This is a genomic window from Psychrobacter sp. TWP2-1-2 (assembly GCF_049896785.1).
Lineage (GTDB): Bacteria > Pseudomonadota > Gammaproteobacteria > Pseudomonadales > Moraxellaceae > Psychrobacter.
Map to the genome: position 1 here is coordinate 1 of NZ_JAFCVA010000013.1, position 26,991 is coordinate 26,991.

Annotated in this window: 21 protein-coding genes and 2 riboswitches; of the genes, 12 read left to right on the forward strand and 9 right to left on the reverse strand. The window is 43.3% G+C overall.

The features are described from left to right. The first annotated feature begins 255 nt into the window (after nucleotides 1-255). The 4 genes from ACP7AE_RS11420 (at nucleotide 256) to ACP7AE_RS11435 (ending at nucleotide 5,195) form a co-directional block, all read left to right on the forward strand. Nucleotides 256-1,131 (forward strand): LA2681 family HEPN domain-containing protein, encoded by an 876-nt coding sequence (locus ACP7AE_RS11420; RefSeq protein ID WP_426243174.1) that lies wholly within the window; start codon nucleotides 256-258, stop codon nucleotides 1,129-1,131. Between the two features lie 77 nt (nucleotides 1,132-1,208). Beyond that, nucleotides 1,209-2,297 carry an RNA 3'-terminal phosphate cyclase gene (gene rtcA, locus ACP7AE_RS11425; protein ID WP_426243176.1) on the forward strand — a complete coding sequence of 363 codons (1,089 nt, stop codon included), beginning with the start codon at nucleotides 1,209-1,211 and terminating at the stop codon, nucleotides 2,295-2,297. Between the two features lie 207 nt (nucleotides 2,298-2,504). Next, nucleotides 2,505-4,307 (forward strand): FMN-binding glutamate synthase family protein, encoded by a 1,803-nt coding sequence (locus ACP7AE_RS11430; protein WP_201539901.1) that lies wholly within the window; start codon nucleotides 2,505-2,507, stop codon nucleotides 4,305-4,307. A 72-nt stretch (nucleotides 4,308-4,379) separates the two neighbouring features. Beyond that, nucleotides 4,380-5,195, forward strand: a complete 816-nt coding sequence (locus ACP7AE_RS11435; RefSeq protein WP_426243178.1) for a phosphodiester glycosidase family protein — start codon at nucleotides 4,380-4,382, stop codon at nucleotides 5,193-5,195. 132 nt (nucleotides 5,196-5,327) lie between these two features. Here ACP7AE_RS11435 and ACP7AE_RS11440 read toward each other — a convergent pair whose 3' ends face one another. From ACP7AE_RS11440 to ACP7AE_RS11460, 5 genes are all read right to left on the reverse strand, one after another. Continuing rightward, nucleotides 5,328-6,524, reverse strand: coding sequence for a globin domain-containing protein (locus ACP7AE_RS11440; RefSeq protein WP_426243180.1), 1,197 nt, complete (start codon nucleotides 6,522-6,524; stop codon nucleotides 5,328-5,330). A gap of 437 nt (nucleotides 6,525-6,961) precedes the next feature. Continuing rightward, nucleotides 6,962-8,185: a vWA domain-containing protein gene (locus ACP7AE_RS11445; RefSeq protein ID WP_426243182.1), complete on the reverse strand. Its 1,224-nt coding sequence runs from the start codon at nucleotides 8,183-8,185 to the stop codon at nucleotides 6,962-6,964. 86 nt (nucleotides 8,186-8,271) lie between these two features. Further along, nucleotides 8,272-9,135, reverse strand: coding sequence for an AAA family ATPase (locus ACP7AE_RS11450; protein ID WP_426243184.1), 864 nt, complete (start codon nucleotides 9,133-9,135; stop codon nucleotides 8,272-8,274). Nucleotides 9,136-9,515: 380 nt separating this feature from the next. Further along, complete coding sequence (locus tag ACP7AE_RS11455; protein WP_045451384.1) at nucleotides 9,516-10,157, reverse strand: hypothetical protein; 642 nt, start codon at nucleotides 10,155-10,157, stop codon at nucleotides 9,516-9,518. A 307-nt stretch (nucleotides 10,158-10,464) separates the two neighbouring features. Further along, nucleotides 10,465-10,785 (reverse strand): YcgL domain-containing protein, encoded by a 321-nt coding sequence (locus tag ACP7AE_RS11460; RefSeq protein ID WP_426243186.1) that lies wholly within the window; start codon nucleotides 10,783-10,785, stop codon nucleotides 10,465-10,467. 235 nt (nucleotides 10,786-11,020) lie between these two features. Then, a riboswitch (glycine riboswitch) is annotated at nucleotides 11,021-11,158 on the forward strand. Nucleotides 11,159-11,212: 54 nt separating this feature from the next. Next, nucleotides 11,213-11,372, forward strand: a riboswitch (glycine riboswitch). 188 nt (nucleotides 11,373-11,560) lie between these two features. On the opposite strand from ACP7AE_RS11460, the gene gcvT reads away from it, so the two are divergent. The 5 genes from gcvT (at nucleotide 11,561) to ACP7AE_RS11485 (ending at nucleotide 18,064) form a co-directional block, all read left to right on the forward strand. Further along, nucleotides 11,561-12,748, forward strand: a complete 1,188-nt coding sequence (gcvT, locus tag ACP7AE_RS11465) for a glycine cleavage system aminomethyltransferase GcvT (RefSeq protein ID WP_426243188.1) — start codon at nucleotides 11,561-11,563, stop codon at nucleotides 12,746-12,748. Nucleotides 12,749-12,817: 69 nt separating this feature from the next. After that, nucleotides 12,818-13,198: a glycine cleavage system protein GcvH gene (gene gcvH, locus ACP7AE_RS11470; RefSeq protein WP_011280078.1), complete on the forward strand. Its 381-nt coding sequence runs from the start codon at nucleotides 12,818-12,820 to the stop codon at nucleotides 13,196-13,198. A gap of 258 nt (nucleotides 13,199-13,456) precedes the next feature. Next, on the forward strand, nucleotides 13,457-14,239 hold the full coding sequence (locus tag ACP7AE_RS11475) for a nitroreductase family protein (RefSeq protein ID WP_426243190.1): 783 nt from the start codon (nucleotides 13,457-13,459) through the stop codon (nucleotides 14,237-14,239). A gap of 76 nt (nucleotides 14,240-14,315) precedes the next feature. After that, entirely contained in the window at nucleotides 14,316-17,213 is a 2,898-nt protein-coding gene (gcvP, locus tag ACP7AE_RS11480; RefSeq protein WP_426243192.1) for an aminomethyl-transferring glycine dehydrogenase, read from the forward strand. 161 nt (nucleotides 17,214-17,374) lie between these two features. Then, the gene (locus tag ACP7AE_RS11485) at nucleotides 17,375-18,064 is read left to right on the forward strand and encodes an esterase/lipase family protein (protein WP_426243194.1); all 690 of its coding nucleotides are present in this window, start codon (nucleotides 17,375-17,377) and stop codon (nucleotides 18,062-18,064) included. 39 nt (nucleotides 18,065-18,103) lie between these two features. On the opposite strand, the gene ACP7AE_RS11490 is transcribed toward ACP7AE_RS11485, so the two are convergent. The 4 genes from ACP7AE_RS11490 to ACP7AE_RS11505 all read right to left on the reverse strand — a co-directional run bounded on the left by ACP7AE_RS11490 (nucleotide 18,104) and on the right by ACP7AE_RS11505 (nucleotide 22,162). Continuing rightward, entirely contained in the window at nucleotides 18,104-19,435 is a 1,332-nt protein-coding gene (locus tag ACP7AE_RS11490; RefSeq protein WP_426243196.1) for a ribonuclease D, read from the reverse strand. A 158-nt stretch (nucleotides 19,436-19,593) separates the two neighbouring features. Then, nucleotides 19,594-20,187 (reverse strand): recombination mediator RecR, encoded by a 594-nt coding sequence (recR, locus tag ACP7AE_RS11495; RefSeq protein WP_045451374.1) that lies wholly within the window; start codon nucleotides 20,185-20,187, stop codon nucleotides 19,594-19,596. Nucleotides 20,188-20,306: 119 nt separating this feature from the next. Further along, entirely contained in the window at nucleotides 20,307-20,636 is a 330-nt protein-coding gene (locus ACP7AE_RS11500) for a YbaB/EbfC family nucleoid-associated protein (RefSeq protein WP_045445429.1), read from the reverse strand. 251 nt (nucleotides 20,637-20,887) lie between these two features. Then, nucleotides 20,888-22,162 carry an O-succinylhomoserine sulfhydrylase gene (locus ACP7AE_RS11505; protein ID WP_426243240.1) on the reverse strand — a complete coding sequence of 425 codons (1,275 nt, stop codon included), beginning with the start codon at nucleotides 22,160-22,162 and terminating at the stop codon, nucleotides 20,888-20,890. Between the two features lie 479 nt (nucleotides 22,163-22,641). Here ACP7AE_RS11505 and ACP7AE_RS11510 point away from each other — a divergent pair, with 479 nt between their 5' ends. From ACP7AE_RS11510 to dusA, 3 genes are all read left to right on the forward strand, one after another. Then, nucleotides 22,642-24,282 (forward strand): phospholipase D family protein, encoded by a 1,641-nt coding sequence (locus ACP7AE_RS11510; protein ID WP_426243198.1) that lies wholly within the window; start codon nucleotides 22,642-22,644, stop codon nucleotides 24,280-24,282. Nucleotides 24,283-24,586: 304 nt separating this feature from the next. Then, a complete protein-coding gene (locus tag ACP7AE_RS11515) occupies nucleotides 24,587-25,888 on the forward strand; it encodes an MFS transporter (RefSeq protein ID WP_201554236.1) in 1,302 nt (433 codons plus the stop codon). Between the two features lie 126 nt (nucleotides 25,889-26,014). Then, nucleotides 26,015-26,986: a tRNA dihydrouridine(20/20a) synthase DusA gene (gene dusA / locus ACP7AE_RS11520; protein WP_314884746.1), complete on the forward strand. Its 972-nt coding sequence runs from the start codon at nucleotides 26,015-26,017 to the stop codon at nucleotides 26,984-26,986. The last annotated feature ends 5 nt before the right edge of the window (nucleotides 26,987-26,991 follow it).

Below are 26,991 nucleotides of genomic sequence, written 5' to 3' on the forward strand. Positions count from 1 at the left end.
TTATATCACTACAACCACGAGCGCCCGAATATGGGCAATGGCGGTTTTACGCCAATGCAGAAACTAAACCACGCAGCTTAATTCTATTTGATAAGTGTCTTATGGTTGGGATGATTACCTGTTCAGCAGGGTAAAGAAATAGCTTTAGGTTACAGAAAAGCAAGCGAATCAAAATGTATACCTCCTGATTGGGCGAAATCCTATCTCGTAAGAGCTAAGAAAATAGATAGTGATATTGAAAAAGATTGTTTGGATATGGGAATAGCTATAGAAGATGATAGCCATTTAGATAAGCAGGAATACCAATCATTATCAGAATTTCGCAGATGGTGTTTAGATAATTTTCTCAGCCTTAGTGAACACGGTTTATATTGTAAATGCTATGGAAGTGCAAGTGATAACTTACATATTCCAATGCCTACTAGAGCAATTTCTGGGGATTTCATATTACCAATGGAAAAGGTACTAAATAGGCTTAAATCTGAATTTGGTCTTGCCAGATTAATGTTATATGAATATAAATTTGCTAAAAGAGACAACGATATCGAGGATGATGCTTGCTATGCAGAGCTATATGACAACGAGCTACTAGGAACAAACATCGAAAAGCTCCGTACTGCTTTTAGAGTTTGCTTTGGTATTTTAGACAAGATAGGTAATGCTGTAGCCTTATTGTTTGATTTACAGTCTAAAAACAATAAAGGTAAAGTCAGACATTCATCTTTTCATACTTTCTGGGAACTTGAAAACGAAGACAGACTTCAAAAGTTCGAAGCTTATGATAATGAAGGTTTGATTGGTTTATATAGTATAGCTTATGATTTAAACCATAAGTTGGAAGGCGAGCTTAGTTTCTACAAACAGTGGCGAAACGCTTTGGAACATAGCTTCGTATTTGTTTATGAGAATGAAAAACCTGAAAGCACTGAAGTCTCAACCTATTATGAAGAACCAGTTTTTATTTCTGAGTCCGAATTTATTGAAAGTGCAGAACATGTTTTGCAATTGACGCGTTCAGCTATTTTTTCCTTCGTCTTTGCAGTTAGAATCAAAGCCGAGAAGGAAGCTCTTAACAATATCCCTGATATTTTAATTCAAAATAAATTTCTCGAACAAAAAAAATATACTTAGAAAATGAAAAATAAGAGAGAACCAAAATGAAACTCGCAGAAGCCTTACTCATTTGCTAATAAAGATAATAAATACTCATGACTAAAACAAAAACCAAACCGCTAAAAATCGACGGCAGCACAGGCGAAGGTGGCGGGCAAATCATTCGCACGGCACTGTCTCTATCCATGCTCACAGGCACACCAATCGAGATTACCAATATTCGCGCTGGGCGAGCCAAATCAGGATTGATGCGTCAGCACTTGATGTGTGTACAAGCCTCGCAGCAAATATCAAATGCCACCGTGACAGGTGCAGTTTTGGGCAGTATGGCGTTCACCTTTACGCCAAGCACAGTGAAATCGGGCGATTATACGTTTGATATCGGCTCAGCTGGCAGTACCAGTTTGGTGCTACAAACACTATTTCCAGCATTATTGTTTGCCAATACCAACACGCAAACGGTATCAACCGTAACAATAAAAGGCAGCACGCACAATCCACTCGCGCCAACCACGGACTTTTTGCAGCAAGCGTTCGTCCCTGCATTAGCGAAATTAGGCATGCACGTGGGTATCGAATGCGTGCAAGCAGGCTTTGCGCCCATTGGTGGCGGCTCGATTTGTGCTGTCATCACACCGTTTATGCGCCGTGCTGACTCACGACCATTGACGCTAACTGAACGCGGAGCGTTGGTCGGTATAGAGCTAGTCGCGAGTAATCTAAATCTCGAATACGATATCTGCAAACGTGAGCTTGCAAGCGCTAAAGTAGAACTGCTCGAAACTGGAATGAATGACACGCTCATTACCACCAAAACCAATAAGCTGAACGGTATCGGTGAAGGTAATACTTGCTATGCACAGGTTACTCATGAATGGGGCGATTGTCTGCATCACGAAATATTTACGCTATTGGGTGAAAAACGCACATCAGCGGAGAAGATGGGCAATCGCTTAGCAGGTTTGGTTAAACGTTATCTCTTTAAAACCGATGCATTGGTTGATGAGTACTTAACAGACCAATTACTCTTACCGTTGGCGTTAGCAGGCGGTGGCGAGTTTACCGCACGTGTCGTTAGTAAGCACGCTGAAACCCAAGCATGGCTCATTCAGCAATTTTTGCCCGTTGAGATTAAGCTTAAAGTGATCGATGAGCAGAAAAATTTGGTACAAGTTGTCTGTTAAAATCACGCCACTAGCAACATCAACAGTAGCACTCTGTTACCCAATTACTGCTATGCAGTGATATCATATGTGTATGATGTAGGCGATAAATCTGAGCGCTTTGTCAGTGTCTAACAATAATGGTCATAAGAGGGTGGTTTTTACCCTACTCTCTCTTTAAATCATTGTCACCTTTTTAATATTTATGTATTACTGTTGAGTGTAGCCATGCCCCAATCTCGTACCAATCTAAATCCTGAACCTAAAACCAACTCTCCGTATTTGGTCGGCTTATTGCTGCGCTATAGCACCTTTGGCGCTGCCATACTAATATTTTTAGCAGGTCTACTATTGCTAAATTGGTGGTTAATTATTCTCGGTGGGTTTGGGGTATGCTTGGGAATTTATGACGTCATACAGTCAAAGCATGCTATTTTGAAAAACTATCCTGTTGCCGGACACATTCGTTATGTGCTTGAAGACTTTCGTCCTGAAATTCGTCAATATTTACTAGAAAATGACAAAGAGCAAGTACCGTTTTCACGCCAGCAGCGGGCGCTCATTTACCAACGTGCTAAGAATGTCAGTGACACCAATGCCTTTGGTACGCTAGATAATTTATACACCAATGGTAAAGAATGGTTTTTACAATCAGCGATTAGCCAACCTCTAGAAAACAAAGATTTTCGTATTATGGTTGGCGGTGAGCGTTGTCAGCAGCCACATGATATGTCGGTATTTAATATCTCGGCGATGAGCTTTGGCAGCTTATCGGCTAACGCGATTATGGCGCTCAATCAAGGCGCAAAAATGGGCGGCTTTACTCATGATACGGGTGAAGGGGCTATCAGCCCTTATCATCGCAAGTTCGGTGGTGATTTGATTTGGGAGCTAGGTACAGGGTATTTTGGTTGCCGTGATGATAGTGGCAATTTTGACCCGCAGTCTTTTGCCGAAAAAGCGGTTGATCCACAAGTAAAAATGATTGAAATCAAATTATCTCAAGGGGCAAAACCTGGTAAAGGTGGCGTGCTACCCGCGGAGAAAATCACCCAAGAAATCGCTGATACCCGTCAAGTATTGACAGGTCAAGATTGTGTGTCGCCCTCATCGCATACAGCCTTTAGTACCCCGCGAGAATTGGTGGCTTTTTGGCAACAACTGCGTGAGTTGTCAGGCGGCAAACCTGTTGGCTTCAAACTTTGTGTTGGTCAGCCTTGGCAGTTTATGGCCATTGTGAAAGCCATGATTGAAACCGATAACTATCCTGATTTTATCGTCATCGATGGCGCAGAAGGCGGTACTGGCGCGGCTCCTGTCGAATTTATGGACAACGTCGGCATGCCTATGGTTGAAGGATTTTTATTAATACACAATACTTTGGTCGGCGCAGGCATTCGCGATAAGATCAAACTTGGCGTGAGCGGGAAAATCGTCTCTGGTTTCGATATTGCCCGTATGATTGCCTTGGGTGCAGACTGGTGTAATTCAGCGCGCGGCTTTATGTTTGCTGTTGGCTGTATTCAATCACGTTCGTGCCATACCAACACTTGCCCGACTGGCGTTGCCACCCAAGACCCGTATCGTCAAAAAGCGCTGGATGTACCAAGCAAAGCTGAGCGTGTCGCAAGCTTCCATAAAAACACTCTGAAATCCCTAGCCAGTATCGTCGGTGCGGTCGGCTTACAACACCCAAGCCAATTACAACCGTATCATATCGCGCGCCGCCTCGATGATGGGCAGATAAAACTATTATCGAAGTTCTTTTATTTTACCGATAAGGGAGCGCTACTCAATAATAGCGCCCGCGCAGATGTGTTTAATCAGATGTGGGTCATGGCGAACCCGGATAGCTTTTTAGCCAATGATGACGCTCTCATTGCTTATAATAAAGACTCACGGGATAAAGGCAGAGAAACCACCACATCGGTGGAACAGAGCCTTGGTAACTTTGCGAGTATCACTGGCGGTGGGCAGTTAATCGGCAACGTCAACAATACTTTTCGCGAATTTCCGCCTAGCAGTGATTGAGATTTAGCGATCAAAAATCCGTGAGCCCTGACTATTTATATCTCACTCCATACTATAAAAGATATATCATTGATGCTAAATTTCGCTCTTCCCTTACCTTTAGGAGCAGTCGCCCTATTCTTGCTAAGTGTCAGTGCTTGCCAACCGATAAGCACTGATGCTGCTGACAGCGAGACACAAAACTGGTCGTGCCAGACTCAGGATGCACCATTTTCTTATAGTGTTTGTAGCATTGACGCTCAAGCGTTGATGGATGGCCGCTATTCATTGAAATTGTTTTGGCAGCAGCCTGACAGTACGAAATCGTTACTCACCTTCGAGACTTTATTAGCGACATTACCAAAAAATCAAGCACTTAACTTTGCCATGAATGCCGGCATGTACAATGAGAACTATGCACCGATTGGCTATACCATCATTGACGGTGAAGAGATCAAATCGCTAAATCTCAAAGAAGGCGGTGGCAATTTCCATTTATTGCCCAATGGTGTGCTGTGGTGGGATAAAGTTGGAAAAGTACATATCACAGAAAGCAACGCCTTAAACGAGCAGCTTAACAGCGGCGAAGCGAAGCCTTGGTACGCCACCCAATCAGGTCCTATGTTGGTTATCAATAACGAGATACATCCACAGTTTAATCCTGATAGCACCTCACTCAAGATTCGTAATGGCGCAGGTGTTTGTGATGACGGCCACATAAAATTTGTTAATAGTGATGAGCCGGTGACATTTTATCAATTTGCATCGTTGTTTAAGAATGACTTAAACTGTCCGAATGCTCTGTTTTTAGATGGCGGGATTGCGTCGGCATTATATGCGCCCAGCATTGATAATCATGATAAAAAAGAGATGGGTGTGATGGTTGGATTGGTTGAAAATAAAGATTAGGCGATGTATCCATTTTTAAAATAGTGATAAAAATAAGATAAATTGCACTGAATAAAAAGCACTTGAGACGACTTTGTCATCCAAGTGCTTTTTTTATTAATAGCAACAGTTAATGGCTAACAATAGCTAAAATTAACCGCCCAAACTCATCTTGGGACCAAACGGTTCATAATGAACGCTATCAACACCGTGATCTAGCGTCACTAGCCCATCGATCATGCTTTCCATAAATGGCATCGAGCCACAGACATAAATATCAGCAGGCTTAGGTAATTGAGCAAGCCACGCCTCATCTAATAGTTGTCCAGACTCAAAATAGAAGACATACTTCTCTACAGTCTCAGCCTTTTCTAACAGCATCTCCACTTCAGTATTGAAAGCGTGATGCGCATCATTTTGGCAAGCATAAACCCAGATAATAGGTCGTTTTGGATTGGCTAATACTTGTGCTTCCAACATAGATAGCACAGGAGTTACACCAACACCAGCACTCATCAATACTAGCGGAATCTCATTTTGCTGTACCAAGTCTTGATTGAGCGCAAAGTCACCTGCTGGTGCCGATAATAAAACCGTGTCACCCACTTCTAATTGGTCGTGCATATAGTTAGAGACCAAACCATGATGCTCATTGCGGTTATCGCGTCTGACCGCAAACTGAATGCCTGCATCGGTACTAGCAGAGTACAAAGAGTAATGACGTAGCGCAACATGGTCACTGTCTTTTGGATCTGTTTTCACTGTGATGTACTGACCTGCGGTTAAAGTCAATTTGCTCAGGTCGATCTCTTGATGACTTTCTGCATTATCCTTGGCTGGTACAACTGTAAAAGCCGCAATATCCGTAGCAGCTGCTACCTTTTTAGTCACTACAAAAGGCGCAAAACCCTGCCACATCGCCTCCTCATACATGCCATGTTCAATCTGGATAAATACTGAGGCAATCTCATCATAAGCTTCAGTCCAAGCATCGATGATATCGTCATTGGCAGCCTCGCCCAGCACTTCCTTGATTGCACCGATTAAATGCTTACCAACGATAGGATAATGCTCAGGCAAAATTTGTAAAGCACGATGCTTGTGGCTGATTTGCGTGACTTGTGGCAATAACGTCGCCAATTTATCCAAGTGCTTAGCAGCAGCTAACACGGTCGTTGCTAGAGCCGTCTGTTGACGACCCAATTTTTGATTGGTTTCGTTAAATATGTCCAACAGCTCGGGATGCTCTTCAAACATATTTTTATAAAACACCGTGGTGATTGCCGTTCCATGCTCTTCAAGGACGGGAACAGTTGCGGTGACGATTTCTAAAGTCTTTGGTGAGGCCATACTGTCTCTCTTATTAGTACCAATTCCAAAACATGTGAGGAGCGATGTCAAACTCGTTTAGTCTACTGAATATAGTACTTGCACGCGCTTTTTTGCTACTAAAATGGTTGAAAATGGCATAAGTTCATTACATTGATTGGTTGATTAACATATGAAAAATGAAGTGCTTAAATAAGCAACGACGACTGATTTTTACAAACGATTATCAAATTCTTGTCATCAAATTTTTCGCCGAACCAGTCAAAATGCTTCTATAACATTCATCTTAAATGAATGTTATCACACTTTACTTAGCATACCAATGCCGTGTGACTGCAAAACTGATTATTTTCGACAAAAAAGCAGCCGCTATGCTGTCATAACGGCTGCTTTTATCAAAAAACATGAGGATTAACAGGTTTTCTAAGTTAGGGCGTATCTTTATTCAAACGTCAAAACTAACGCGCTAGATAATTGGTCATCTCTTCTACCCCATGTAAGGTCATCGGATACATTTTATTGTCGAATAGTTTCTTAATTTCAACGATGGTTTGCGTATATTGCCAATATGCGGGATCTTCAGGATTGAGCCAAGCGACTTTATCAAAATGCGCCAATACCCTTTTTAACCAAACAATACCCGCCTCATTGTTCATATATTCAACGCTACCACCAACTGTCATCAGCTCATATGGCGACATTGACGCATCGCCGACGAAGATAACGCGATATTCACGACCGTATTTATTGAGCAGCTCAAAGGTAGGCATCGGCGCACTATGGCGACGATTATTGTCCTTCCAAACATAGTCATACAAACAGTTATGAAAGTAAAAAAACTCTAAGGTTTTAAATTCATTTCTAGCCGCTGAAAATAGCTTTTCTAAGGCTTCAACATGGACATCCATACTGCCACCTACATCAAACAGCATCAATACTTTGACACGATTACGACGCTCAGCTTGCATATGGATATCGAGCACGCCTTTTTTTGCTGTGCGTTTAATAGTCTCATGAATGTCTAGCTCATCGGCGCTACCGGTACGAGCAAACTGGCGCAAGTTTCGTAGTGCCATTTGAATTTGACGGGTACCAAGCTGACTGTCATCATCAAGGTTGCGGTATTTACGCTGCTCCCAGACTTTTGCGGCGCTACGTTTACGCGATTCACCGCCAACGCGCACCCCTTCTGGATGATCACCATAAGCCCCAAATGGCGATGTACCGCCTGTACCAACCCACTTACTACCGCCTTGATGACGCTCTTTTTGCTCTTTGAGACGCTCTTCAAGCGCTTTCATCAGCTCCTCTAATGAGCCGTATTTTTTCAGCAAGCGCCGCTGCTCTTCGGTTAGGTTTTTTGGATCTAATTTTAAGTCAAGCCACTCTTTAGGAATGTCCGTCAATTTAGCCAATAGCTCATCCATATCTAGACTGTCGACGCCTTCAAAATAATCTGCCATTGCTCGATCGAATTTATCAAAATGGCGCTCGTCTTTGACCATACAAAGCCGAATCAGCCGGTACATATCCTCACGACTGGCAAAGGTAGACAGCTCTGGATTTTCAGGATGCTGCTGCATCATCAGCCCTTGATCTAACGCGGCATTTAGGTCAAGCAGCTCACGCGTACTGACTGGCACACCATAAGTACGTAAGGTATAGAACAATTTGATAAACATAAGAGTCGCATCGCTTATTGGCTGATATGGTGACGAGTGAAGCCATTTTATTAGGGCGTATCGTCATTTTGAAAATAGTCTGTTGCTTAACGGCGCATTATATTAGCAAAGCGTTGCAACAAGCTCACATCGGCTTCATTTTTAAGCAGCGCGCCATATAACGGTGGAATAGACTTTTCACCACGCAAGTTTTCTTCTAACTCTGCTTGCGCCATATCATCAGCCAGTAGCAACGTTAACCAATCGACCAATTCTGAGGTTGATGGTGGCTTTTTAAGCCCTTGGACATTACGCAGCTTATAAAAAATATCCAGCGCATCATTGACCAGCTTTTCTTGGATATTAGGGAAATGCACGTCAATGATTTGACGCATGGTTTCTTCTTCTGGAAAGTCAATATAATGGAAAAAGCAGCGACGCAAGAAAGCATCGGGCAACTCTTTTTCATTGTTTGAAGTGATAATTACCACTGGACGCTGCGCAGCAGTGATGGTTTCTCCCGTCTCATAGACATAAAAAGACATTTTATCAAGCTCATGCAGCAAGTCATTTGGGAACTCGATATCGGCTTTATCAATTTCATCAATTAATAATACACTGCGCTCGTTACTGGTAAATGCCTCCCATAACTTACCGGGCTTGATATAGTTGCCAATCTCATAAACCTTATCATCACCCAGTTGCGAGTCACGCAAGCGCGATACGGCATCGTACTCATACAACCCTTGCTCCGCTTTGGTGGTTGACTTGATGTGCCACGTAATTAGCGGCATCCCTAAGCTTTCAGAGACCTCCTCCGCCAATAATGTCTTACCGGTGCCTGGCTCACCTTTAATCAATAGTGGTTTTTGTAACGTCGTCGCTGCATTGACCGCCAGCTGCAAATCGTCAGTGGCAATATAGTTTTGCGTACCAGTAAAGCTTTTTTTCGTTTTATCAGTCGTGGTCATAATCAAGTCTCAGTTATTGTTATAGATTAGGGCGATCAAGAGCCAGAAAAGGCTTAAAGGCAATTGATGGCAAATAAATAATCATTTAGATTAGCACAGCATGATTGATTGCCAAAATACTCATGCGTTCGCAGTTGTTGAAAAATAATAGATACCTTGAACGCCTTTTGACGGTTGGTCGGCACAGTCATAAAACGTTTTTTCATAAAAAAAGACACGCATGGTGTCTTTTTTTATGGTGCTTTTCATTCACAGTATTTTTATTGATAGCGTCTTTTATATAGCTACTATAAAAGCAAAGCTCCAATCATCGCTAGCAAAACTTTAATATCACTTTACTGACTTCGCTTTACTGATGGCACTTTATTGATGTTGCTTTACTACTTATCGAGCTTTTCCATATTAGGCTTTTTAGCTAAACTGCTGTCTTTTTTTAAGCTAACGTCTGCTTTAGGATTAGCCGCTAAAGGCGTTTTATTAGACGGTTCAGCCACAGTGGCTTGATCGGTTAAAGTCGTGCCTTCTGTCAAATAATTGCCAGTCGTCAGCTGCATGGTCGCTTGTGTATCTTCTGCAGTACGACTCCGCGCTTTGTCTAGACTTGACTCAAAAGCACCGCGAATAAGCTGCCAGACGAAGCCCACAAACAAGCCAACCACTAACACGACGAGTATCGGCAGCATATTGGTAATCGCGCCAGCCGTGTCCTTCATCATAATCGCATAAACCACGGCGATACTAGCGGGGGCAATCACACTTGGATCGCCAAGGGCAGTACCTGGTGCCAATAACACAGCAAACAATATCATCCAACTCATACCGCCCAACGGCCGCGGCAGCATACGAGCGACCAGCAACCACAATACCAACACAATAACGACACCACCCAAATACGCGTACATCGGTAAGTCTGCGGGTGGCACGTCTTTTACCAGCTGTCCCCACCAAATAGCAATTTCGCCGAGAATATCACTAATGGCTTCCAGCGGTAAGCTGTTTATAATACCTTTTAACCAGTCCATGCGTGTGTAGTTACCTGCGTTTATAAATTGTGCAGCGCGTTTACGCGCTTAACGATAGACAGTGTGCTATTTCAACGAACCATAATATCGAATACATTATCGTCAAAAGCAATTAAGACATAAGCACTTGAAACACGACCTTTTGCCTCGCCACGTATTTTTTGTCTTGTCACTCATATAGCCTGCTAGTTTATCACGACTTTCTACCAAAATGCATGAGCGCAAATGTGTCGTAAACTTTTTCTTGCTGGCTGTCATGCAACATAGTCAAAAGAGGCTGATTAAAAACTCGCTTCAAAAATACCCATTAATCATAAATATTGTCTTGTGCTTCACGCGCACGTAATTCCGCTTGGCGGCGCATCACATCTTGCGGTGGCATTTGTACAAAATACCCTTGCGACTGTAATTTTGCCAGTACCTCTGCTTTATCAACGCGCGCAAGCGTCGGCGTAGTGGCTAAGTCCAAGTGCATCACAAATTTACTGCGCCCTAAACTGGCACGAAAATCTTTTGGTAATACGCCAAGCCAATCTTTAATCTCATCGGTATCGTCAGGATAATCAGGACGGGCAATATAGACATACATATCGTTATGTTTGGGGAATTTATAAATATCACAATGCATAATAATGACCTATCAGAAACTATCGCCATAGATTAGCATATTTTGGGTGAATATCAGTAGTCGCTTTACGTTTTACGATGGGCATTCGTGCTAAATTGACCACTACCTACCAAACGTAAAACGCTTTACTTATCGATACGGTATTGATTATTCTCACAAAAAATCATTTTTGCCAAAATTATTCACTTTAATCGCCTAGATGACTTGTAAAAGCGCGGTGAACCTTTCATAATAAAAGCGTTTTTCAGGAGAGAGTCTTGAGCACAATATCAAGTGCGTTCATATTAATGAGCTGGCGCTGATAATTGCTACTTGACCACCGAAGGCGCATCCACCCTGCCAATCGCTCAGGTAAAAGGACTGAAAAACACATGTCACGACTGTTTCGCTGTCTACCATCAATTGCGTAGCACACCCAAACATAAGGCATAACAAATCTGGAGAGCGGTAAGGACGGACGACGCCTTACCCACCGAAGGGGAGAAAATGCGACATCATTTAATTTGGTTTTTTAAGGCTGATGCTTTTAAAAACGTGCAATGATGGTTCGTGTTGAAAATCTCAGGTTACAGGACAGATAGGGCTTTTGCTTAAACCGACGTTCAGCGTCTGTTTGGCGGATTGCGCTATTTTTCTGTGCTACCCTTGGTTGCAATGTTTGCACCTTGCAATATTGCTTCTCGCTACTATGATAAGGCACATCAGCCCTCATACTTTGATACTTGTTTTTACGACTGGTTATCGAATGCAGCTGATGTCCACATAAGGATTTGTTATGACCACTACTCAAGATAATACTGCTCAAAGCGCCAACACTTCAGCCCCTAAACGCACACCTCTTTATCAGTCTCACGTTGATAGTGACGGCAAGCTAGTGGATTTTTCTGGTTGGGAATTACCAATCCATTATGGTTCGCAAATCGAAGAGCACGAAGCGGTACGTACTGATGCTGGTATGTTTGATGTCTCACATATGGTCGTCGCTGATGTCACAGGTAGCGATACCAAAGCATGGCTACAAAAGCTACTGGCCAATGATGTCGATAAACTCAAAACCGTCGGTAAAGCGTTATATTCTGGCATGCTCAACGAGCAAGGTGGCGTCATCGATGACTTAATCGTTTACCTAATGAACGAAGACGCTACTGAATATCGTATCGTCTCAAACGCTGCTACTCGTGATAAAGACATGGCACAATTTGATAAAGTCGCCGAAGGTTTTGACATCAGCATCACTGAGCGTCCAGAGCTTGCCATGATTGCCGTGCAAGGACCAAACGCTGTTGAAAAACTCGCGCAAACCAAACCTAGCTGGGCAGATACTTTAGCTGGTCTTAAGCCTTTCGTTGGTGCTGATTTAACAGACATCGAAGGCAAAGATTGGTTCGTCGCTCGGACTGGCTATACCGGTGAAGATGGCGTCGAAGTCATTATGCATGGTGATGATGCACTAGCGTTTTTTGAACAATTAAAAGCCAATGGCATAAAACCTGCCGGTCTTGGCGCGCGTGATACCTTGCGTATGGAAGCTGGCATGAACCTCTATGGTCATGACATGGACGACAACGTCAGTCCTTACGAATGCAACATGGGCTGGACACTCGCGTTAAAAGACGATCGTGATTTTGTCGGTCGTGACGCTTTGGTCAGTAAACGCCAACAGTCCAAAGATGACAACACAGCCATGAAGCAAGTTGGCTTGTTGCTAACGACACGCGGCGTATTGCGTGAAGGCATGACAGTCACCATCAATCAAGGCACGGACAATGAACAAACGGGTCTTATCACCAGTGGTACATTCTCCCCTAGTCTAAAAAATTCAATTGCGATTGCCCGTGTGCCTGCCAGCGTATCAGATGATGATAGCGTTCAGGTCGATCTGCGCGGCAAAGGCAAGTTCGTTGATGTGCGTGTTCTTAAGCTACCGTTTGTCCGTAATGGCAAACAGCAGTTTGACTCGTAGGCATTATAAACCCTATTATTAACGTCCACTATTTTTGTTAACCATCCTCTATCACTTAGGAGAGAGACCATGAGCAATATCCCAGCAGAACTAAAATACATCGCCAGCCACGAGTGGTTACGCTTAGAAGACGACGGTACTATCACTGTTGGTATCACTGACCATGCTCAAGACCTATTGGGTGACGTGGTGTTTGTTGAATTGCCAGACGTGGGCGACATCATCGCTGTTGATGACGAAATCTCTGTAGTTGAATCAGTAAAAGCTGCTTCTGACGTTTATGCACCTATCTCAGGTGAAGTCGTTGCCATCAACGAAGCCCTAGAAGACGATCCAGAAATCATTAACTCTGACCCATATGGCGAAGGTTGGTTCTTTAGAATGAAGCCTGACAACATCGCTGACTATGAAGCACTGCTAACTGCTGATGAATACGAAAACGAGCTGTAATAGCAGCTTCACTCTCTCGCCTAAAAGCGGTATTTTATTTAAATGCCGCTACTTATAACCTTAAAAAACACAACTTGTTATGACAGATATTGGCGCCAGCTGATATCTGTACGCTTTTTCTTAGAATGTTTATCGCTCAATTTATTGCGTCCAATCGCTATCTGATTTATTCATATCAACTACTTGTCAGGCGCTATTAAAGAGACGTACTCAATACTGCCCCAAGTTGATCACTTAATCTCCAGCATGGATTCTCATATGACCCCTGACACTGATAATCAAGCAAACGCTCAAGCAAGTTCTCAAGAAAAATTTGCCACGCCTGATAATACACCGCAGCTGCAAGCGTTTCGTGAGGTGGTTGAATCACGTCGTTCAGTCCGCCGCTTTACCGACACAAAGATACCTGATGATGTGTTAGCAGACTGTTTGCGTTTGGCCATGCTTGCGCCAAACTCTAGCAATCTACAGCCGTGGGAATTTTATGTGATTGATGATGCGGACAAGCGCAAACGCGCGGTGAAAAACTGCATGAATCAAAATGCAGCGAAAACCGCCGCGCGTTTAATCGCAGTCGTTGCGCGCACCGATGTGTGGCATGACCATGCCAAGCAAATATTGCGCGAATACCCTGATAAGCCAGTACCCAAAAAGGTCAAAGACTACTACACCAAAGTCGTTGCCATGGACTTCTTACGAGGACCTGTCAATGTGGTATCAGCGGCTAAATGGGGTGCGACTCAAGTGGTCAGACGGGTAAAAGGTCCGATTAAATCACCTTACTATACTTTTGAAGACACCAAAAACTGGGCAACCAACAATACCGCCCTTGCGGCTGAAAACCTAATGCTTGCACTACGCGCGCATGGCTTTGATAGCTGTCCGATGGGTGGTTTTGATGAGCCTGCCATGAAGCGCTTATTAAATTTAAGCGACGATCAACATATCATTATGATGATTGGTGCTGGTGAGCGCGCTGATAATGGCGTTTACAACAGCCAGTTCCGCTTTGACCAAAAGCAATTTGTTCATTACGTATAAAATCTTAAACCGTCATTAGTTATTATTACTATTTATTTTAGCCATCCCTTTATTACTCCCTTAACCAAGGATTGTCATGACTATCTCGCAAAACCCAACGTTTGATACCTTTAAAGGTTTATTCAACGAAGCTGAATTTGTCTATCGTCATCTAGGCTCTAATGAGACCAAGCAAGCTGACCTGCTCAGTGCCGTTGGTTATCAAGACATGGCGAGCTTCATCAACGATACCGTGCCTGAACCAGTGCGCTTGCATAAAGAGCTAGATTTGCCAGTGGCGATGAGTGAGCATGCCGCGCTTGCCAAATTGCGTACCATGGCAGATGACATCACTGTTAATAAGAGCTATATCGGACAAGGCTACTCGCCAGTACGTATGCCTGCGGTCATTCAGCGTAACGTCCTTGAAAATCCAGGCTGGTACACAGCTTATACGCCTTATCAGGCAGAGATTGCCCAAGGTCGTCTAGAAGCCTTGCTTAACTTCCAACAAGTATGTATTGATTTGACTGGTCTTGAGCTCGCTGGCGCATCCTTGCTTGATGAAGCAACCGCAGCAGCAGAAGCCATGGCAATGTCAAAGCGTGTGAGCAAAAGCAAATCAACGCAGTTTTTTGTTGATGACCGTATCTATCCACAAACATTAGATGTCATCAATACCCGTGCCAAGTACTTTGGTTGGGAAGTGGTGGTTGGTGATTTTGAACTGGCTAAATCAGGCGATTATTTTGGTGCTCTCTTCCAGTACGTCGGTGTTGAAGGCGATGTTAAAGACTTAACCGACGTCATTACTGCTGTGAAGAAAAACAAAACTTATGTGAGTGTCGTCAGTGACATCATGAGTTTGGTGCTATTGAAATCACCAGCAGATATGGGCGCAGACGTCGCTTTAGGTAGCACGCAGCGTTTTGGTATTCCAATGGGCTTTGGCGGTCCACATGCTGCTTACTTTGCCTTCTCTGATAAAGCTAAGCGCTCAGCGCCTGGTCGTATCATCGGTGTCTCTAAAGATTCACAAGGCAATACTGCCCTCCGTATGGCACTACAAACTCGTGAGCAGCATATCCGCCGCGAAAAAGCCAACTCAAACATCTGTACCTCGCAAGTATTGCTTGCCAACCTAGCCGGTATGTATGCCGTTTATCATGGTCCAGGTGGCGTAAAACGTATCGCTACTCGTATCCATGCGTTTGCGACTGCCTTTGCAGATGTCATCAAACATGCTAACGACAGCAACTTAAATGTCGTACATGACCAATTCTTTGACAGCGTTGTGATTGATTGTGGCTCAGAAAAACTGGCCACTCAAATTTTCGAAAATGCTGACAATGTAGGCTATAACTTATGGCGTCTTGGTGAAACCAAATTAAGCGTCGCCTTTAGTGAAACCAGCGATCAACAAGATTTTAGCGTCCTAACTCAACTGTTTGTTAGTAAAGCACATGACCTACCAGAAGACGCTCGCGTTTCTCTTGATAGTGCGCACTTGCGTACCGATCCTATTTTATCGCATCCAGTATTTAACTCGCATCATACTGAACACGAAATGCTGCGTTATTTAAAATCGCTTGAAGACAAAGATTTGGCAATGAACCGCAGCATGATTTCATTGGGTAGCTGTACCATGAAACTGAATGCCACCAGTGAAATGCTACCGATTACTTGGCCTGAATTTGCTAATGTGCATCCTTTTGCACCGCGTGATCAAGTCACTGGCTATATCGCCATGATTGATAGTCTACAAGACCAACTTAAAGCGATTACTGGTTTTGATGATGTGTCTATGCAGCCAAACTCTGGCGCTTCAGGTGAGTATGCGGGTCTATTAGCGATTCGCCGCTATCATGAATCATTGGGTGAAACTGACCGTGATGTTTGTTTAATCCCTCAGTCAGCGCACGGTACCAACCCTGCGACAGCTATGATGATGGGTATGAAAGTAATCGTGGTTAAAACTGATGACAATGGTAACGTTGACATCGATGATCTAACTGCTAAGTGTGAAGAAAACAGTGCCAATCTAGGTGCATTGATGATTACTTATCCATCGACGCATGGCGTGTTTGAAGAAGGCATCCGTAAAATCTGTGACCTCATTCATAAACATGGCGGTCAGGTTTATATGGATGGTGCCAATATGAATGCACAGGTTGGCATGATGCAACCAGCTGACGTTGGCGCTGATGTATTGCACATGAACTTGCATAAAACCTTCTGCATCCCGCATGGCGGCGGCGGTCCAGGCATGGGCCCTATCGGCATGAAATCGCATTTAGCACCCTTTATGGCCAATCATACATTGAGCCCGGTGCATAATGCGCAAAAAGACTGCTCGGCCGTATCGGCAGCCCCTTATGGTTCAGCAAGCATTTTACCAATTTCATGGATGTACATTGCCATGATGGGTCGTGATGGTCTGCTAAAAGCCACTGAGCTTGCGCTATTAAATGCTAACTATGTCGCTGCTCAATTAAAAGACCACTACCCTGTCCTTTATACGGGCAAAAACGGTCGCGTCGCACACGAATGTATCATCGATATTCGTCCGTTGAAAGAAGAGACGGGCATCAGTGAAAGCGATATTGCTAAGCGCTTGATGGATTACGGTTTCCACTCACCAACGATGAGCTTCCCAGTTGCGGGCACCTTGATGATTGAACCAACTGAGTCTGAATCTAAAGAAGAATTAGATCGTTTCATCAGTGCCCTAAAATCTATCAAAGCCGAAGCAATGAAAGCCAAAGCTGGCGAAGAGGGTTGGACGTTAGAAGACAACCCACTGGTCAACGCGCCGCACACCGCTGCGATGGTCACCAACAGCGAATGGACACACCCATATAGCCGTGATACCGCTGCATTCCCACTGCCTTACATTCGTGCTCATAAGTTTTGGCCGAGTGTGGCACGTGTCGATGACGCTTATGGTGATAAAAACCTTATGTGCTCTTGCCCAAGTATCGAAAACTATATGTAACATAAGTTTTATATAGTCCTAGTTTTAATATTTCACAAAAGCTAAAAATAAACCTCCAAGTCAGCAGCTGACTTGGAGGTTTTTATTTTGCGGCTAATATTTAGCGCTATAATAAAATAGCTATCAATCTATTCACATTATTTACTTGGTTAGAATTAACTATGCAGAAAAACAATCTTGTCATTCTCATCCATGGTCTGCACCAAACCGCTTGGATCATGCGACCACTGGCCAAACGCTTGCAAGCAACAGGATTTGATACTCATCAATTCGGTTATCGTAGTATGCGTGACGGTATCAAAACCAATAGTGCCCGCCTAAATAGCTGGCTAGAAAACCATCATCACCCTGACCAACCGATAGATTTGGTCGGTCATAGTTTGGGCGGTCTGATTATTCGTGATTTTGTCACTGCATATCCGCAGTGGCAGATAGGACGCTGCGTGACACTTGGGACACCGCATGTAGGCAGTGTATGTGCTGACTACATTTGGCGCTTAACCCCAGCTGTGGTAGGGAGTTCATACGTCGATGCCTTAGATGGCAGCGTTGCACCTTTACCGGAGCATATTACCCTTGGGGTGATTGCGGGTAATCGCCCCTACGGTTTGGGTCAACTGTTTTTACAATATCATAATCGCAAACTGCGTAAGACAAATAATATGCCATCAGTAGAACATCTACTACACGATGGCACCGTATATATAGAAGAAACCAAAATAGAGGCTGCCACGGATCATATAGTTTTACCAGTTTCGCATACTGGGATGCTGGTCGATAAAACAGTAGCCGCACAAACCAAGTACTTTTTACAACATGGACAGTTCGAACATAACAAACTTACGTTTTGAGAAAAGCATCATCTTTTATCAATGATAGAACCTTATGGCTTATCGAACATTGATACCCATACCCTGCTGCAACTCAGTTTTATGTTTTTTGATGACTGGAATCAGGGTGTTTATGACCCAGTCATTCCTCCAGCCTTTTAAGCCCTCTGGCAGCTCACTTAATTCCTTATCAAAAGCAATCACTTCATATAATTGCCCAAGCCACTTTTTACGCATCAATACATTGTCAGGTATGCCGATAGCTCGTGCGTGATCATCGATCGCTTGCTGTACTGCTTTTGATAGTACTTTATTTTTTGAGCGATACGGCGGTAATAGGCAATCAGGATATTCAGCAGGGTGCAGGTTTTTTGCTTGATTTATCACTTTTAGCAGCTCTTCGCCGTATAAGCGCAACATACTGCGATGCATCGTGGTTTTGTGCGCAAGCTCTCGCATATTGCTTGGTTTTTCAGTGATGATCTCGCGTACTGCTTGTTTTTTAATCACAAACGTACGTGGCTGATTGGTCGAACGTGCCAGCTCCTCGCGCCACGTCGCAACTGCTTGCAGTATCGCCATCTGCTGTGAAGTATAACGATAATCTGCCATTGTTAGGTACATTGCGCTGTCTTCAACATGCTGAGCATCATACAAATCACTGGCATAAAGCTGGCAATCTGCCCATACATAATCGTACAAACCTTGATTTTTTAACGCATATTCAAGACTTAAATAGAGTGCTGGCAAAAAGCGTACATCATCAATCGCATATTGCTCTTGCTCATCTGATAATGGGCGTTGCAGCCAGTCAGACTGGCTTTGTTCTTTATCAATGTGCATGTCTAGCTGGTCATCGAGCGCTTGCTGATAGCCCATTTGCAATTGACCGGTTAAGTAAGACAACGCAATTTGCGTATCAAATATATTGGTCAATGGCGGACAACCAGAGAGTAGATAAAAAATCCCTAAATCCTCACCACAGGCATGCCAAATCGCCACATCAACTTTGGCCAGTGCCTGCCACAATTCGGTCAGTTGCAACTGCGGGGCATCTAATAAATAAATATGATTGCCAGTATTCAGCTGCACCAATGCCAAGCGCGGATAGTAAGTATCACGTTTGATAAACTCAGTATCTAACGCCACCCGACCACAAGTTGCCAATGCATCGATAACTTCAGCCAAACCATTTTGCTCACGCACCCACGTGACAGCAGCTTCGTCGGCACTATCTAGCAGTGCATCAATATCTGGCTCTGAAGGTATAGCTGATTCTATTTTAGAATTGATTGATGGTGCTAATAAATCATCAGAAGCAGCAATGTTAATGTTGTCTGCAAGGTTTGATTGGATGGCAGCAGTTGAAGCTGTTGGAGCATGGTTGGACACGGGCAGATACCTGCATAAATAGGAGAAAATAAAACGCTAAAGGGCGTCTCAATAAAAGTAAATAATAAAATACTAGTGAATCAATTATAACAATTTCATGAAATAAAATGGACAAGACTTGGTTTTTATAAAGAAGTTATAGAAAAAATGTCAGTTTGCTATAAAAATGAACGATTTTGCATCGCTTGTCCAAGGGTCATGCTATCAAGATATTCAAGCTCGCCACCCATTGGTACACCTTGTGCCAAACGTGTGACTTTATTAACATGGCGACTAACCGCTGCGCTGATAAAGTGCGCGGTGGTCTGCCCTTCGACAGTCGTACCAGTCGCCAATATCAACTCTTCAACAGGCTCTTGCTTGACCCGCCAGACCAGTTGTTCAATATTCAAATCATCAGCGCTAATGCCATCAATCGGTGATAAATGACCACCTAACACAAAGTAGCGGCCACGGTAGCCTGCGGTTTGTTCGATAGCCATCACGTCTGCTGCGGTCTCAACCACACATAGCAAGGCATCATCACGCCGCGGATCTTGGCACAGCGGACAGATTTGATCATCACTGAAGCTGTGACAACGCTGGCATTCGACGATATCGCGCATCGCCTCATCAAGCGCTTGGGCAAGTGCCATGCCTTGTGGGCGTTTTTTGGTAAGCAAATGCAGTGCCATACGTTGGGCACTTTTTTGACCCACACCCGGCAAAATACGCAGCTGTTTAACCAGCTGATCAAATTTGGCTGTCAGCAAAGCATCTTCCTTTATTTAACTTAATTTATAAATCGTAGCTATGAAAATGGGGTCGTATCATGTCGATAACAACCCCATTTTGTCTTTAATATGTCGTGTTTGGCTTAAAAAATAACGACTTAGAACATACCTTGCATACCAGGTGGTAGACCCATGCCTGAGGTCGCGCCTGCCATGGTTTCTTCGTATAGCGCATCTGCTTGACGAACGGCGTCATTGATAGCAGCAGCAATAAGATCTTCGATCATATCTGGCTCATCTTCTAGCAAGCTTGGATCGATGGTTAAACGCTTAACCACATGGCGACCCGTCATGGTGACTTTTACCAGACCACTGCCCGCTTCAGCTTGTACTTCTTTATTCGCAAGCTCTTTCTTAGCATTTTCAACGTTTGCTTCGACTTTCTTTTGCATCGTTTGTGCTTGTTGCATTAATGCTTGAATATTCATAGTTGCCTCTTTTGTTTTTTAATCATAAATGATTGATATTTTACTAGGGCGTGTCCTCAATTCAATTGATCATATCTAAACGGGCTAAAAATGGTTAAATCTTGCCAAACATCGTCAAATAGCTGGTTAATATCCCAATATTATCTGCGCTATTTTCCTCGTTTGACTGCAATTTATCTCATTTTTATCACCATTTTTGAAATGAGGACACGCCCTAATATAAAGTGCTAACTGCGATTATACCGTTATCTTTACAAACTGTCTAAACCACGCGCCAAATCTTTGATGATATCTTCTACATCTTCTAAGCCTACTGACAAACGAATAAGACCATCTTTGACGCCCGCTTCTGCGCGCTCTTTTGCACTCAAGCGAAAATGAGTGGTGGTTGCAGGATGGGTAATGGTGGTTTTAGCATCACCCAAGTTATTAGTAATAGAAACCATTTGGGTGGAATCAATGACATGCCAAGCGGCAGCTTTTGAATCAGTGCTGTCAGAAGCCTTTACCTCAAAACCCATGATAGCACCATAGCCACCTGTCATATGATGTTGACGCGTCGCAAGCTCATGAGCGGGATGATCACTCAAACCTGAGAAATGTACGGCACTAACATTGGGATGATTGACCAAAAACTCTGCTACTTGATTGGCATTTTGACAATGCGCTTGCATACGCAGTTTCAGCGTCTCTAACCCTTTGGTAAATACCCAAGCATTAAACGGACTCATACTGATACCGCCTGAACGTACCACAGTAAACGCCTCTTGCATCAGCTTATCGCTACCAACTAGTGCGCCGCCAAGTACTCGCCCCTGACCGTCTAAATATTTAGTGGCAGAATGAATCACCACATCGGCACCCAAATCAAGCGGACGCTGCAAAGCTGGGGTAGCAAAACAATTATCCACAACGAGTAGGATATCATTGGCTTTACACAGCTGGCTTAAAAATCCAATATCACAAATCTGTGCTAATGGATTGCTAGGGCTTTCGCAATAAATGACTTTGGTGTTTGGTTGAACGGCGTTTGCCCACGCCTCATTATCGAAGCAATCGACATAACTGACTTCCACACCGAACTTTGCCATATAATTATTAAATAGACCAATCGATGAGCCAAATAATTGATTGGCAGCAAGCAAATGATCGCCCGCTTTCAGATATGCCAAGCACATGGTCAAAATCGCGCCCATGCCAGAGGCTGTCGCCACTGCGCGCTCACCGTTTTCAAGCGCTGCCAAACGACGCTCAAAGGTACGCACACTCGGATTGGTATGGCGTGAGTACACGTTGCCAGTCTTGTCTCCATTAAAATGTGCCGCGGCATCTGCCGCTGAGGTATAAACGTACGAGCTGGTAGTAAAGATAGCCTCTGAGTGCTCACCCTCATCGGTACGATGTTGCCCTGCCCGTACAGCAATGGTTTGCATACCATAATCGAGATCTAAATTGAGCGCGTCACTGCGCCAGTTTGGATCTAATTTATCTACATTTTTATCATCATGGGCTTGCGACTGACTCATAAATATTCCGTTGCTTTGATTGGTATTTTCATTGATATAAAATGACTGCTTATTCTTCTGATTATCGACCGAATGCATCAGCGTTATCATATCATGTCAACTTATTCCACACAGCTGGTTTCAAGCGATGGTTAAATATTATTTTTGAATACACATCTACCTCTTTCTTAACAACAGATGAAAGAGAGACGATAAGTAAATAATGACTGGATAAGTCGCTGAATCTAACAAAAATAACGTATTTATAATAGGCATAGATGACGACAGCTGATAAGCTTAGCGGCGATTTAATTTTTGCCTTGGGCGATATTGTTATACGCTTCGTAATCAGTGCTATCATCGGTAAAATAAACGATGCACTAGCGCATGTCCTTCATTCAATTGATAGTCTTTTTAATGGGCTAAAAATGAGGACATGCCCTCACGCTTACTTTCTAACAAATACTTCTTTATGTAAGGCTCACTAAGGTAATTCATTTATGTCGATGTTCAGTATAGAACCAAGCAACTTATCGTTGAGTCTAACACTCGGACTAACCTTAGGTCTTAGTGGATGTCAGGTTTTGCCAAAACAGCCGCACTTACCTGAGAGCCAAGCATTATCAGCACGAGTACATGACTTATATCAACAAGAAGACAATCAAGAAACTGGACGCAGTGACACAGTAGCAACCAATGACGTTGATTTGGTAGCATCGATTAGTGAACAGAATGATATTCACCCAGATTTATCCGGCTATCACCCCATTGTAACTGGTGCCAATGCTTTTGCTTCTCGCAGTATATTAACGGACATGTCCACACGTAATATCGATGCGCAGTATTATATTTGGCATAATGACCAAGCTGGTCAGCTATTACTGAAAGATCTGTGGGAAGCGGCTGAACGCGGCATCATTGTACGTTTATTATTAGATGATTTTAATAATGATGCCACCTTCGATCAGCATTTATTACGTTTTTCCAGTCACCCGAATATTGCGGTACGAATCATCAATCCGCTGATGCACCGTAAGTTTCAAACATTAAACTACGTCACAGGTCTGCCACGTATCAATCGCCGCATGCACAATAAAAGCATGACTTTTGATAAGCAGATTACCATTATTGGGGGACGTAATATTGGCAATGAATATTTAAGCAATGACCAAAATAGTCAATTTGCGGATTTGGATGTTTTACTCATCGGTAAAGTCGTCGCAGATATTGACAACAGTTTTTCAAGCTATTGGTCATCACCTTTGTCATTTGACATCGAAACTTTAGTGAAGCCTGACAACAATACAGCGCCTGATTTCCTAGCGGCACTGGACAAGCTCGATCAGGGCGAAAAAGGTAGCGACAATAATTTGACGGTGTATAAAGAAGCGCTAGAAGAGTCAACGATAGACAGTGACTTGGTCAATAAACGCGTGCCTTTTCGCTGGACAGATATGCAGTTTTTGAGTGATGATGTGGGCAAGCTGACCAAAACAGTACCAGCGGATACCAATTTGGTGCATCAATTACGTACCTTATTAGGCAGCCCAACCAAAAAGCTAACCATCATTTCCTCTTACTTTGTACCCACCAAAGATGGTGTCAATACTTTAGTGCAATTGGCTGAAGCTGGTATCGAGATTAAGATTTTGACCAACTCATTTGATGCGACCGACGTGACTGCTGTGCATTCTGGCTATAGTCAATGGCGACCTAACTTGCTGCGCGCTGGTGTCAAAATCTACGAGCTAAAATCCACCGCCTCTGAGGAAAAACGCGAAAACAAGCTTTGGAAAGCTCGTAGTCAATCCTCAACCAGTTTACATGCAAAAACGTTTGCCGTTGATGACTATCAAGTATTCATTGGCTCCTATAATGTCGACCCTCGCTCTGCCAATATCAATACAGAGATGGGTGTGATCATCAATGATGATGAGCTGGCAAAACAATTGCATGGTGCGCTGAGCGATGACCTGCTAAACCAAGCTTATGAAGTCAAACTATCAGATAATGGTAAGCTACAGTGGCATACTATGGAAGACGATAAAAAAGTGGTTTACGATTCAGAGCCACGCGTCGATATCAGCGATCATGTCTGGCTGACTATCATGTCATGGCTACCTATTGATTGGTTGCTATAGCTGCCACCATCAAAAGCACTCTAAAACCTAGTCATATTTAAATAATAACAGCGTTATCGAGTGATTCTTTGACCCAATTTTTTTAGTTTGAATACTTTTTAATTTGAGTGCTTTTCATTTAAGCACTATTCATTCAAGTGCTTTTAACTCCGATGCTTATTGCTCAATAACTGTTAGCTCAAACGTCTTTATTTTTTCGGCAAATCATTATTTCTCATATTGATTTGTCGTTTTTTATTATAGCCGGTTATCCAGATAATAATCGGCTTAACGAATACTATTATATGTGGATGCGCGACCTATTATGCCTTCTCGTTCTCAATATGCAATGATGTCTTCTAAAGACAGAAACACTGTACTGTTTATCTGCTTTAGCAGCGCAGTCGCGTTTTTTGATTTTTTGATTTATTTATATCTAGCAGATATCATGGCGACCGCTTTTTTCCCTGCTAATATCGACCCAGCTATTACAAAGGTGCAAGGGCTTGGTCTATTTGCAATTGGCTATTTGGCACGCCCACTTGGCGGTATCATCTTTGGTCGTTATGGTGATATCAAAGGCCGAAAACCCATACTGTTGATCAGTATATTAGTGACGGCGGCCAGCTTGTTGGCGATGGCTTGCTTACCTACCTATGGGCAATGGGGGTTGATTGCACCAACCTTATTTATAGTCTTGAGGCTGATACAAGGCATGGCATTTGGTCTTTATGTGCCACTCGCTTGGGTTTTTGTGGCAGAGCATGTGCCGCGCCAATATTCGTCAGTATCTTGTAGCTATGTCACCGCCAGTTTTTATGTAGGCGTGTTGTTTTCTAATGCCTTTTTTCTTTGGTTAACCAATTCTATGACGACTGAGCAATTGGCTAATTACGGCTGGCGCTTGCCATTTTTCATCGCGGCTATTCTGAGTTTATTACCATTACTGGCGTGGCGATGGATAGATGAGTCACCCTTTTTTCTGGAAATGAAAAACTCAAAACCAAGCGATTATGTTGCCAAACCCTTCAATTTACTCTTTAAGCATTGCAAGCATTCGCTATTTATCGGCATGGTTCTCACGCTTATTGTTTCTAGCATCACGACCGTTGTTGTGCTATTGCTACCCGATTTGATTGAATTACGTTTTACCTTAGACAGCGATTTATTTGGATTCTCACACAGTCTGGGTATTGTGTTCATGGTTTTTGGTTGTATTTTTTATGGGATAATATCTAACCACCAAAACTTCGGTAAGATTCTGACGGTTGGCTCTATTCTTTTGATCGCTCAGATGTTTGCCTTTTTTTACCATCTGCAAGCCAGCGGTGACTACATCCTCATTATGTATGCGCTTTTAGGCTTCTGTGCTGGCATCGTTGGGATGATACCTGCCATCCTTGTACAGTTATTTCCGACCAATGTACGACTAACAGGAATGGCTTTTTGTTATAATATCGCCTACGGTATTGTTGGAGTGCTTGTGCCTTTCGGGCTGGGTTATGCCACTTTGTATGTGAGTTTCTCACCAGCGCTCTACATTGCATTTATCGGTTTTATCGGCATAATAATGGGTATTTATTTTTATAATTTGCCTGAATTCAAAAAAATCGACCACATTATTTAGCTAGTAGCTGCCTATTATCTGCATAACGATTGAAATTAAAAAATTAAGGTGCAATCGTATGTCTCATACATTGCACCTTGTTCATTTATTTAAGATACCAATATTAAAATATTAAGGCTCAAAACCATGGTTGATATGACCAACAAACGTCTTTCCGTTGCACCCATGATCGACTGGACAACGACGGATTATCGTTATTTTGCTCGGCTTTTTAATCCGCATGTTTATTTGTACACCGAGATGATCAGTACGGGCGCGCTGATACATGGCAATCGAGCACGGCATCTGCGCTTTGATACGCTTGAACATCCGCTTGTACTACAGTTGGGCGGAGCAGATATTAGCGAGATGACGCAATGTGCTGAATTTGCGCAGCAGCATGGTTATGATGAGGTCAATATCAATGTTGGTTGTCCCTCTGATCGCGTGCAGCATAATAAGATTGGTGCTTGCCTCATGGCGGAGCCTAATACGGTTGCCGATTTGGTCAAGCACATGCAAGCGGCGGTCGATATCCCAGTAACCGTGAAGCATCGTATTGGTATCGATGATTTTGACAGTTATGAGTTTATGGTGGATTTTGTAGAAAAAGTGGCAGCAGCGGGTTGTACACGCTTTATTGTCCATGCACGTACTGCATGGCTACAAGGGCTTAGCCCCAAGCAAAATCGCGAGATACCACCGCTACGTTATGAGGATGTCTATCGTCTCAAACAAGACTTTCCACAGCTCGATATCGAGATTAATGGCGGCATCGATACTGTTAAAGACATCGAAGCACATTTGCAGCATGTGGATGGCGTGATGATTGGTCGCGCGTTTTATCACAACCCTTACCTATTAGCAGAAACCAATAGCTTATGGAACGAACCAGCACCTAAGCGTTCAGATATTTTAGCGCAGCTGTATCCGTATATGGAGGCGCAGATTGCTAAAGGTGAAGCACTGCCAACGATGACAAGACATTATTTAGGGTTGTTTCAAGGACTGACGGGTGCGCGCAAATGGCGACAGGCGTTAAGTGGTAAACCTCAGCTAACAATCGACGATATCAAACGGGCAGCGGATGAGGTGTTACTACTAAATCCTGATGCTTAAGAAAA

Bases quoted from the DNA above. Each gene is read 5' to 3' on its own strand.
- ACP7AE_RS11475 (WP_426243190.1), top strand. From the start codon at position 13,457: ATGACCCCTGACACTGATAATCAAGCAAACGCTCAAGCAAGTTCTCAA.
- rtcA (WP_426243176.1), top strand. From the start codon at position 1,209: ATGACTAAAACAAAAACCAAACCGCTAAAAATCGACGGCAGCACAGGC.
- ACP7AE_RS11440 (WP_426243180.1), bottom strand. From the start codon at position 6,524: ATGGCCTCACCAAAGACTTTAGAAATCGTCACCGCAACTGTTCCCGTC.
- gcvT (WP_426243188.1), top strand. From the start codon at position 11,561: ATGACCACTACTCAAGATAATACTGCTCAAAGCGCCAACACTTCAGCC.
- ACP7AE_RS11460 (WP_426243186.1), bottom strand. From the start codon at position 10,785: ATGCATTGTGATATTTATAAATTCCCCAAACATAACGATATGTATGTC.
- ACP7AE_RS11455 (WP_045451384.1), bottom strand. From the start codon at position 10,157: ATGGACTGGTTAAAAGGTATTATAAACAGCTTACCGCTGGAAGCCATT.
- ACP7AE_RS11510 (WP_426243198.1), top strand. From the start codon at position 22,642: ATGTCGATGTTCAGTATAGAACCAAGCAACTTATCGTTGAGTCTAACA.
- ACP7AE_RS11500 (WP_045445429.1), bottom strand. From the start codon at position 20,636: ATGAATATTCAAGCATTAATGCAACAAGCACAAACGATGCAAAAGAAA.
- ACP7AE_RS11420 (WP_426243174.1), top strand. From the start codon at position 256: ATGGGAATAGCTATAGAAGATGATAGCCATTTAGATAAGCAGGAATAC.
- ACP7AE_RS11430 (WP_201539901.1), top strand. From the start codon at position 2,505: ATGCCCCAATCTCGTACCAATCTAAATCCTGAACCTAAAACCAACTCT.
- dusA (WP_314884746.1), top strand. From the start codon at position 26,015: ATGGTTGATATGACCAACAAACGTCTTTCCGTTGCACCCATGATCGAC.
- ACP7AE_RS11485 (WP_426243194.1), top strand. From the start codon at position 17,375: ATGCAGAAAAACAATCTTGTCATTCTCATCCATGGTCTGCACCAAACC.
- ACP7AE_RS11505 (WP_426243240.1), bottom strand. From the start codon at position 22,162: ATGAGTCAGTCGCAAGCCCATGATGATAAAAATGTAGATAAATTAGAT.
- gcvP (WP_426243192.1), top strand. From the start codon at position 14,316: ATGACTATCTCGCAAAACCCAACGTTTGATACCTTTAAAGGTTTATTC.
- gcvH (WP_011280078.1), top strand. From the start codon at position 12,818: ATGAGCAATATCCCAGCAGAACTAAAATACATCGCCAGCCACGAGTGG.
- ACP7AE_RS11450 (WP_426243184.1), bottom strand. From the start codon at position 9,135: ATGACCACGACTGATAAAACGAAAAAAAGCTTTACTGGTACGCAAAAC.
- ACP7AE_RS11445 (WP_426243182.1), bottom strand. From the start codon at position 8,185: ATGTTTATCAAATTGTTCTATACCTTACGTACTTATGGTGTGCCAGTC.
- ACP7AE_RS11515 (WP_201554236.1), top strand. From the start codon at position 24,587: ATGCCTTCTCGTTCTCAATATGCAATGATGTCTTCTAAAGACAGAAAC.
- ACP7AE_RS11435 (WP_426243178.1), top strand. From the start codon at position 4,380: ATGCTAAATTTCGCTCTTCCCTTACCTTTAGGAGCAGTCGCCCTATTC.